The sequence below is a fragment of the Cellulomonas algicola genome (assembly GCF_003851725.1).
GTDB lineage: Bacteria > Actinomycetota > Actinomycetes > Actinomycetales > Cellulomonadaceae > Cellulomonas > Cellulomonas algicola.
On the sequence record NZ_BHYL01000371.1, the window covers coordinates 1 to 5,329 of the forward strand.

Consider the following 5,329-nt stretch of genomic DNA (forward strand, 5'->3'; position numbering starts at 1 on the left):
GGCGGGCCCCGTCGGCGCGGCGCTCGGCAAGCTCGTGCGCGCGCTGCCGGCGGGCGTCGCCGCGCAGGCGGAGGTCGTGCGCCGGACCACCGCCCCCGCGCCCGACCGGTCCGCCGCGCGCCCCGACCCGACGACGACCGCGGTCCTCGTGCAGGGCTGCGCCGAGCACCGACGGATCCGCCTCACGTACCGGTCGGGCAGCGGCACCGAGTGGGACGCCGACGTCGAGCCGTGGTCCGTCGTCGTGCGGCACAGCCGCTGGTACCTGCTGTGCCGGACGGCCCGCGACGAGGTGCGCGCGTACCGCGTCGACCGCGTGCGCGCCGCGACCGTGCTGGACGAGGTGTTCACGCCGCCCGCGGACCTGGACCCGGTCGCGCTGCTCGAGGAGAACCTCGCGACGGGGTGGGAGTACGCGACAGAGGTCGAGATCGACGCACCGCTCGACGACGTCGCACGCTGGGTGTCCCCCGCGCTCGGGCGGCTCACGGCGGTCGACGAGCGGACGACGCGTCTGGTGGGGAGCACGAGCAACCCCTGGTGGTACGCCGAGCAGCTCGTCCGGACGCCCGCGCCCTATCGCGTGGTCGGCTGCCCCGAGCTGCGGGAGACGACGCGCGCGCTGGGGCGACGCCTGCTCGACGCGGCCGGCTGAGCGTCGCCGGTCCGGCGATCTGGCGGCGCGGTGAACTGGACGTACGTCCATGACCAGGGCCCAAGGACTGCCGCATGTCACCCGGATGAGTGACACTAGTCAGACACCCCTTTCTTCCGCGCACATCCGCGCGCCCGAAACCGATGGGACCACCATGAGAGCCCTCACCCGCCGCACCCTGACCGCCGGCGCCGTCGTCGCGACCTCCGCGATCCTCGGCGTCCTCGCCCCCGCCGTCGCGTCCGCCGCCGACAGCACCGGCGGTGCACCCACGACCACGACCGGGCAGGCTGACGTCGAGGAGGTGACGTCCGTGTCCGCGATCACCGCGATGTGGCTCTGGGACAACTCCGTCGACCCCGCGCAGGACGGTCGCGGCACCGGCTACGCGTTCGCCACACCCGGCGGCGTCGTCGCGTTCGCGCAGGAGCACGGGCTGGAGACGATCCACGTCTCCGCGCCCTGGGCCTCCGACGAGGGCCCGGTCGCCACCTGGATGACCGACACGCTCGTCGCGCTCGACGCCGCGGGCGTCGACGCGGGCGTGCTCGGCGGCGACGCACCCTGGCTCGACAACCCCGCGCTCGCCGTGCAGTGGATGACCGCCGCGACGCACGACCGCCCGGTCACGCACGTGCAGCTCGACGTCGAGCCGTGGACGCTGCCCGCGTGGCAGGCGGACACGCAGGCCGCGAGCGCGCAGTGGCTGCACATGCTCGACGTCGTCCGCGCCGCGATGCCCGCGGGCGTCGACCTCGCCGTCGACGCACCCTGGTGGCTCACGACGGTCGCGAGCCCCGACGGCACCGGGACGCTCTTCGACGACGTCCTCGAGCGCGTCGACCGCGTCGGCATCGTGACGTTCATCGACCACGCCGAGGGCGACACGGGCATCCTCGCGAAGTCCGCCCCCGCGGTCGCCGCGGCCGAGGCCGCCGCGATCCCGTACACGATCGGCCTCGAGACCGACACCCCCGCCGTCGCCGGCGGCGCCGAGTTCACGTTCTACGACGACGGCGCGCAGGCGCTCGAGCGCGAGGCGCACGAGGTCGCCGTCGCCCTGGCCGGCCAGACCTGGTTCCGCGGGATCGCCGTGCAGCACTACGAGGCCTGGCGGGACCTGATCGACCGCAGCTGACGCGCAGGCGGGTGAACGCTCCGACGGGAGCGTTCACCCGCCCGTCCTTGCTCGCTAGCGTCGCCGTCGAGGAGGACCCGTGGACGAGGCGTCGAAGCCGCTCGCGGCGCACCACTGGGTGCGCACGCCCGCGATCGCCGCGCGCCTGACCGCCGACCGCGAGGAGCACCGGAAGCGTCGCCGGACCGCGTGGCTCGTCACCGTGGCGGTGTGCGGGCACCAGGCACTGCTCGTCGGCGACATGGTCGTGCGGGCCACGAGCGACTCCGAGGAGCTGCGCAAGTCCGCCGCGTTCGTGTTCTTCCTCCTCGGCGTCACGTCGATCCTCTTCGGGCTGCTCGTGTGGTGGGCGTGGCGCCGGGTCGTCGAGGTCCGCCCCGTCGTCCTGCCCCTCGACGCGACCGTGGCCGAGGCCGTCGGGATCCCCGAGCTCGAGTCGACCCCCCGACCCCACCTCAGCCTCACCGGCCAGGTCGAGCTCCCGCGCCGCTGGTAGCGCACGACAGCCCAGGACGTCCCACCGGTCGGTGACCGCCCGCGCAGCGCCGGTCCGGCGCCCTCCGACACCGACCGCGCACCGGCCCGGGATGCCGGACCGGCTGCACGTCGGCAGGGTGGGGGCATGTCGTCCGTCACCGTGCCCCGGTCCGCACCGCTCGCACCCACGTCGTCCGACCGCGTCCGGCAGGTCGTGGTCGTCGTCGGCGCGCTCCTCGCGATGGCCGGCGCGGCCTTCGGGTCGGGCGCGTTCGGCGGGCAGCAGGTCGAGGACGCGGCGGGCGGCGCGCTGTCCGCCGACGCCACGCCGCTCGCACCCGACACGCCGGCGTTCCGGATCTGGTCCGTCATCTACCTCGGGCTGCTCGCCTACGCCGTCTACCAGGCGCTCCCCCGGAACGCCGCGCGGCCGCGTCTCCGGGCGACGGGGTGGTGGGTACTCGCGTCGATGGTCCTCAACGCCGCCTGGATCGGCGTCGTCCAGCAGGGCTGGGTCGTCGGGTCCGTCGTGGTCATCGCGACGCTCCTCGCGGTCCTCGCGGTCCTGCTCGTGCGCCTGGTCCGCACGCCCCCGGACAGCGCGGCGCAGGCGGTCGTCACCGACGGCACGATCGGTCTCTACCTCGGGTGGGTCAGCGTCGCGACGCTCGCGAACATCGCGGCGACGCTCGTCGTGCTCGACGTCGGCGGGCTCGGCCTCGGCGCGACCGCGTGGTCGGTCGTCGTGCTGACCCTCGCCTCCGCGCTCGCGGTCGCGTACGCCGTCTTCGCCCGGACACGGCCCGTGATCGCCGTCGCGATCGGGTTCGCGATGGCCTGGGGGCTGGCGTGGATCGCCGTCGGCCGCACCTCCGGGTCGCCCGAGGACCCGGTCGTGGCCGGGGCGGCGGCCGCTGCGTCCGTCGTCGCGATCGCCGCCCCGGTCGTCACGACGCTGCTCGCGCGCCGGTCCGCGCGCTGACGCCGCGCGCGCGGCGGGACGTGGGTCAGCTGCGCGCGACCTGCGCCGACAGCACCTTGTCGACCGCGGGCAGGAACGCCGGCAGGTCGTCGGGGTTGCGCGACGTCACGAGCGCGAACCCGCCCGCGTCGTCCGTCACGACCTCCTCGTCGCGCCACTCGCCGCCCGCGTTGCGGACGTCGGTGCGCAGTGACGGGTACGAAGTGAGCGTCACGCCGCCGAGCACCCCGGCCTCGACGAGCGCCCACGGTCCGTGGCAGATCGCAGCGATCGGGCGGCCCGACGCGGCGAACGCCCGCACGAGGCCCACGGCCTGCTCGTCGAGCCGCAGGTTGTCCGCGTTGATCGTGCCGCCCGGGACGAGCAGCAGGTCGTAGTCACCCGCGTCGACGTCCGCGAACGTCGTGTCGGGCGTGACGGTGCGGCCCGGGTCCTTGTCGCCGACGAGCGTCTGCACGGGGTCCGACGACTGCGCGGCGACCGTGACGTCGACGCCCTGGTCGCTCAGGTGGTCGACGGGGACGACGAGCTCGTCCTGCTCGACGCCGTAGTTCGTGACGATCGCCAGGACCCGGCGACCGGTGAGGGTGCTCTCGGACACGTCTGCCTCCTCGCGGTGGCGGGAGCGCCGTCGGCTTCAGCGCGCCCCGTCACCGTAGGCGCGGCCCGCGCCGGTCACCACCGCTGGGGCTGCTCCGGGGGCTGCTGCTGCGGCGGCTGCCACGGGTGCGGCTGCTGCGCGGCACCCGGGGGCGGCGGCGTGCCGAACCGTCCGGGGGCCTGCGGCGGCGAGGGCGTGCCGAACCTGCTCGGCGCCTCGGGAGGCGGGGGCGTGCCGAACCGGCTGGGCGCGGCGGGCGGAGCCGTGAACGACGGCTGCGTCGCGTACCCCGGCTGACCGCCGTACACGGAGGTCGGGTCGACCGGCGGCGGCGGCGCGTAGCCGGGCGCCGCACCGTACGCCGGGGCGCCGTACCCGGGAGCCGCGCCCACGGTCACCGGCTGACCACCCCCGAACCCGGTCCCGGACGGCGGCGGCGGGGTGCCGAAGCGGCTCACGCCCGGCGTGCCCGCTCGGCCGGCGGCGGCGGTCGCCTGGGCCATCGCGAGCCGCCCGCGCAGGTCGCGCAGCTCGGCCTCGACGGGCCACTCCTTGAACGCGAACACGAGGATCGCGACGAGGCTGACGAGCGGGAGCACGCCGAGGATGCCGAGCCACGGGCTGTACCCCGCCTTGCGCGCGACCCGTACGGCCACCCACACCGACACGACGGTGACGAGCCCGTAGACGACGAGGTAGGCCGTCGCGTATCCCGCCGCGTAGGCGGGCGACGGCGTGCACGCCCCGTAGGCGGAGCAGTCCACCGCTGCCAGCACGTCGCGCCCCCTCACCCGTGCGGACGGTCGCCGCACCAGGCTCGGACGTCATCGGCACGCGCGCCCGGTGGGATGACCTGCGACGACGACGGTCACCCGCCGCGAGGCCGCACGTCACCCGTCCGGAGCAGCGCGTCGCCCGCCGCCCGCGAGCGGCACTCCGCGGTCGGCCCAGCGGTGCACGCGTCGCGGTCAGCCCACGCGCTCGAGGAACGCCAGCACACGCTCGCGGAGCAGCGCGGCGGCGTCCTCGTCGTAGGCGGGCAGGCTCGCGTCGACGAACAGGTGCTGGTCGCCCGGGTACAGGAACAGCTCGCCGTCGGGGACCGCGTCGACGAGCTCGCGCGCCGCCTCGACGTCGCCCTCGCCCACGAAGACCGGGTCGGCGTCCATGCCGTGCACCTGCACCGCGACGCGGTCCGGCCACGCGGACCCGAGCGCCTCGGGCGGCACGCACGACCCGACGAGCACCGCACCGACCACCCCCGGGCGGCTCTGCGCGACGGTCTGCGCCGACATGACGCCCAGCGAGATCCCGAGGACGACGAGCCGGTCGGGCAGCCCACGCACCGCTGCGACGCCCCGGTCGACGACCGTCTGGAAGCCCGTCTGCTCGGCGTACCCGATGCCGGACTCCAGGTCGTCGAAGGTCCGCCCGTCGTACAGGTCGGGCACGTGCACCGTGTGCCCGGCCGCGCGC

The 5,329-nt window shown here is 75.7% G+C and carries 7 protein-coding genes; 4 read left to right on the forward strand and 3 right to left on the reverse strand.

Translation table 11 applies throughout. The features are described from left to right. The 4 genes from CTKZ_RS19250 to CTKZ_RS19265 all read left to right on the forward strand — a co-directional run. A partial coding sequence (locus CTKZ_RS19250) for a helix-turn-helix transcriptional regulator (RefSeq protein ID WP_148090522.1) occupies positions 1-655 on the forward strand: 655 nt, incomplete at its 5' end. Between the two features lie 154 nt (positions 656-809). Then, positions 810-1,793, forward strand: coding sequence for a hypothetical protein (locus CTKZ_RS19255; RefSeq protein WP_124344430.1), 984 nt, complete (start codon positions 810-812; stop codon positions 1,791-1,793). Between the two features lie 79 nt (positions 1,794-1,872). Continuing rightward, entirely contained in the window at positions 1,873-2,289 is a 417-nt protein-coding gene (locus CTKZ_RS19260; protein ID WP_124344431.1) for a hypothetical protein, read from the forward strand. Between the two features lie 126 nt (positions 2,290-2,415). Next, on the forward strand, positions 2,416-3,252 hold the full coding sequence (locus CTKZ_RS19265; protein WP_124344432.1) for a TspO-related membrane protein: 837 nt from the start codon (positions 2,416-2,418) through the stop codon (positions 3,250-3,252). 25 nt (positions 3,253-3,277) lie between these two features. On the opposite strand, the gene CTKZ_RS19270 is transcribed toward CTKZ_RS19265, so the two are convergent. The 3 genes from CTKZ_RS19270 to CTKZ_RS19280 all read right to left on the reverse strand — a co-directional run. After that, the gene (locus CTKZ_RS19270) at positions 3,278-3,853 is read right to left on the reverse strand and encodes a type 1 glutamine amidotransferase domain-containing protein (protein ID WP_124344433.1); all 576 of its coding nucleotides are present in this window, start codon (positions 3,851-3,853) and stop codon (positions 3,278-3,280) included. Between the two features lie 74 nt (positions 3,854-3,927). Next, entirely contained in the window at positions 3,928-4,629 is a 702-nt protein-coding gene (locus CTKZ_RS19275) for a hypothetical protein (protein WP_124344434.1), read from the reverse strand. Positions 4,630-4,821: 192 nt separating this feature from the next. Beyond that, on the reverse strand, positions 4,822-5,329 hold a 508-nt coding region (locus CTKZ_RS19280; RefSeq protein WP_124344435.1), incomplete at its 5' end, for a dienelactone hydrolase family protein.